The organism is Streptomyces soli (assembly GCF_003999195.1).
GTDB classification, from domain to species: Bacteria; Actinomycetota; Actinomycetes; order Streptomycetales; family Streptomycetaceae; genus Actinacidiphila; species Actinacidiphila soli.
In genome coordinates, this window is sequence record NZ_RJVR01000150.1 from 1 (window position 1) to 3,663 (window position 3,663).

General features: G+C 71.9%; 4 protein-coding genes. 3 read left to right on the forward strand and 1 reads right to left on the reverse strand.

Features of this window, described 5'->3' with window-relative positions; all coding sequences use genetic code 11:
• Positions 1–605, forward strand: a 605-nt coding sequence (locus EFK10_RS13410) for a FadR/GntR family transcriptional regulator (RefSeq protein ID WP_164835974.1), incomplete at its 5' end; no start/stop codon positions are given.
• Positions 606–721: 116 nt separating this feature from the next.
• On the opposite strand, the gene EFK10_RS13415 is transcribed toward EFK10_RS13410, so the two are convergent.
• Positions 722–934: a transposase gene (locus EFK10_RS13415; protein ID WP_127355939.1), complete on the reverse strand. Its 213-nt coding sequence runs from the start codon at positions 932–934 to the stop codon at positions 722–724.
• Positions 935–1,540: 606 nt separating this feature from the next.
• On the opposite strand from EFK10_RS13415, the gene EFK10_RS13420 reads away from it, so the two are divergent.
• Positions 1,541–2,971, forward strand: coding sequence for a hypothetical protein (locus EFK10_RS13420; RefSeq protein WP_127355937.1), 1,431 nt, complete (start codon positions 1,541–1,543; stop codon positions 2,969–2,971).
• The gene (locus EFK10_RS13425) at positions 2,968–3,642 is read left to right on the forward strand and encodes a DciA family protein (protein ID WP_127355938.1); all 675 of its coding nucleotides are present in this window, start codon (positions 2,968–2,970) and stop codon (positions 3,640–3,642) included. The genes EFK10_RS13420 and EFK10_RS13425 overlap by 4 nt, the downstream gene beginning before the upstream one ends.
• The last annotated feature ends 21 nt before the right edge of the window (positions 3,643–3,663 follow it).

Genomic DNA, 3,663 nt, shown 5'->3' on the forward strand with positions numbered 1-3,663 from the left:
TCAGCGTCAGCCGCGTGGTCGTGCGCGAGGCACTCAAGGCCCTTGAGCACAAGGGACTGCTGATCATCCGGCAGGGACAGGGAACCGTGGTCGCGCCAATCACCCGCTGGGATCCGCTCGACTCCACGGTCCTGGACGCCCGCATCCGGCACGACGACGGCCTCGCTCTGCTGGACAACCTCGTCCAGGTGCGCTGCGCGCTGGAGTCCGAACTGGCGGGAACGGCGGCGACCCGGCGTACCGAGCGACAGCTGATCGAGATGAACAGCGTCCTGGCCGAGATGGAGCGCGTGCTCAGGCGGCCCGAGCAGTACCTCGCCCTGGAAGTCGAGTTCCACGATCACGTCATGCAGATGGCAGGCAACGACGTCGCACGGGCGGTCGTGACAAGCATCCACGATCACGCCCGAGACAGCAGCAGGTACTGCGGCGGTGAGCTCGACAAGCAGATCGCCGCCGCCCACCTCGGTCACGCCGCGATCGCACAGGCGATCACCGACGCCGACGAACTCGCAGCACGCACCGCCATGCGGGCGCACATCCTGGACTCCTGGCATTCCAAACGGAGCCAGCAAACTCGACCGCCTGACGCAGAACACGAGTGAGCACTGGATCCGTCAGGCCGCGCGCCGCGCAGCGGCTTGACCGGAAGCCTTGAGCGCAAGCCCGGGCGTTCACGACTCCGTTGGGGAATCCGTAAACCGGTCGTGTGTCCGCGGTTTCAAGGGGCGAGTTCGAGGCGGGCGAGGTGGGAGGTTCTGGTCTTGCCGAGTGGGGTGCTGGTGAGCCAGGCGTCGAGACGGATGATGTTGATCGCGGTGGCGGCGAGGACGTTGCCGGGGTGGGTTTTGGGTAGTCCGGTGTAGCGGGTGCGGTGGATGCCGGTGCGGCGGACGGCTTGCGAGATGGTGCCTTCGACGCCTGCTCGCGGGATGGGTCGGTCACTCCGGCTGGGCTGCTTGGTTCGCGTAGGGGGCGGGGTGCGGCGACGGACCGTCTGGCCTTGCTCCTGCTGGTTTTAGAGGCGACGGAGACCGGTCGGGTGCGACAGTGCGGCGGCACAGTCGATTCGAAGCGTGGCCGCGCGGCGGCCACGGTGGCACGGCAGCTGAGCTGCACGGCGTCCAAGGCCGAGCGGGTACTGGAGCGCCTGGAGGACTTCAGCTTGGTGGCGCGCATCCGTTTGCAGACGGCCTCCGGCATGGCGCAGCGGACCCGGCTGATGGTGCCGGCGGTTGCTGCCGCGCACGGCCACGGTGGCGCCGCGGGTCTCCAGGAGCGGCGTGTTCTGGACCGCACTCCTGATTTCGCTGACCCCGATTTTGCGGCAGGGGGTAGTGAAACCTCCGAGCCGACCGCAGATGCCCAGGTCAGCGGGGCACAGGATGCTCCCAGGGCCGAGACGGCCGAGCCCGACGTTACGGCAACCCTTCACACTGATCACACTCCTATGGCTGATGAGGGTGTTGATGGTGCGGGTGCTGGTGGGTTTTCCGGCAAAGGCCGTGGGGGTGAAGCCCGTCGGCCGGAGCACGTGTGCGTGCGCCAGGACCAGGCCGTCGACGCCGACACGGCTGCTGCCGGGCTGACGCCGTCAGGAGCCGAGGTCGGCCCGCTACGCGGGGAAAAGCCGAAGAAGTCACCGGTCGCTCAGATCGAGGGGCAAGCAGCTGCTGGGGCTGCTGCCGGTGCCCGGCCGAAGGCCGTGGTGGGTGCAAAGGCGCAGCAGCAGCGGGGGATGGCCTTGCCCCGGGATCTTCGGCTGCGGGTCGCTCTGGCGCCGGTCTCCGGTCTGTGGGCGCAGCTCAGCGGCGGTCAGCAGCAGCTCGTTGGCCGCAAAGCCCCCAAGGCGCTGGCGGTACTGGAAGGCCTGGCCGGACCGGAATCCGCCCCACAGCTGCTTGCCGACCGGGTGAAGGACCGCCTGCAGGAGGCCGGAGGCCAGGCGCATGTCCGTGACGCGGTGGGCTGGCTGCTCGGCCGCGCCCTGGTCCAGCGCCACGCCTGCTCGGACCGGCGGTGCGACGACGGGATCCGGCTGGACACCGGCGGCGACTGCCCGAACTGCGGCAACGTGATCCACATCCGCCGCGCTCAGCGGGCCCGGCTCGCGGCCGAGGTCGACGCGGCCCTGCCCGACGTCGGCGAGACAGAGCAGCGGGAGGTCCTCCAGGACCGGCTGCGCCGCCATGCCGCGCTGGAGGCCGAGGATCTGATGTGGCGCCGCCAGCAAGCCGAGACCGAGCAGGCCCGCCGGGCAGCCGCCCGCGAGCAGGCCCGGGTCCGGGCGGAGCGCGAACGGCTCGCGGCGCAGGCCGCCGAAGCCGCCCGCCGTGTCCTGCCGTGTGCGGACTGCGGGGCGCAGCGGTCGGCGGGGCTGTGCGAGGCATGCGGCTACCGGCGCCGGACCGTGGACCTGGTCACCGAGGCCGGGCTCGTTGCGGCCGTGTGGTCGGCCGCCCTGGCTGACCAGGGCGCCGTCGCCGCCGTTGCCGAGAGCGTCCGCACGAAGCTGGAGGCCGACCGGGCCGCCGCCCGCGACCTGTTCCTGGAGCTGATGGACCCGGCCGAGCTCGCCGCCGACCCGTCGGCGGCGGCGTCCGCGCTGGCCTTCACCGAGCTCCAGTCGGTGCAGCAGGCCGGGCCGGAGTATCGCCGGTGCGCGCTGGTGATACTGGCCCGCACGCCGAAGGCCGAGGCGGAGGCGAAGCGGGCGTACGACACCGAGAAGGGCCGCCGTCACCACCGCTGGTACCCAGACGGTCCGATCGCGGTCGCCGCGGCGACCAGGGCTGCCGAGCAGGCCCGGGAGCGCACCGCACAGCATCTGCTGGCCACGCGGCTGGAGCAGCTGCGCGAGCTGACCGGCGGCCGCACTCATGCGGCCGCCCCCGCGCCGTGGGCGGACCGCCTGACCACCCTCGCCGCCCGCTCGATCAGCGACGATCTTGCCGGGGCGGTGATCGCGTGACCACGAAAGCTGAGCCGAGCGGCGTCGACCTGGCCCGCCAGGCGCTGTTCGCGGCCCGCGAGGCAGCGAAGAAGAACGGCGGCGGCCAGAAGGAGAAGCCCCGGCGCCGTACCCATGTGGTCCGGCGCGACGGCCGTGACCCGCTCGGTCTCGGCGAGGCAATCACAGCGATGATGACCGAACGCGCCTGGGCCGCACCGGCCGCCGGCGGTAACGTCCTTGCCCAGTTCGACAGCATCGTCGCCGCGGCCGTGCCCGAGCTCGCCGGCCACGTCCAGGCGGTGAAGTTCGACGCGAACACCGGGCAACTGGACATCGTCCCCGAGGCGCCCGCCTACGGCACCAAGCTGCGCTGGACGTCGCCGAAGCTGATCGCCCAGGCCAACCAGCAGGTCAAGGGCACGCCCCGCACGGCCACCAGCACCACGGCGGCCGCCGACCCGGAAGCGGCACCAGCCGCCGCGCCCACCGGCCCGGTGCGGACCCGGGACAGTGCATCGGCCGGCTACCGCCGTACGCTCGAAGCCCACCAGCACGTCCATGCCGAGCGCCGGGCGGACCCGGCCATCGCGGCCGCGGTCGAACGGCCAAGAGCTCCTTGCGCTCCGCTCGCGCTCAGGAGCAGAGATTCACGTGCCGGACGGCCAGGACGTGCCCCGCCGCGTCGATGAGGCGGCTGCGGGAGAGGTGTC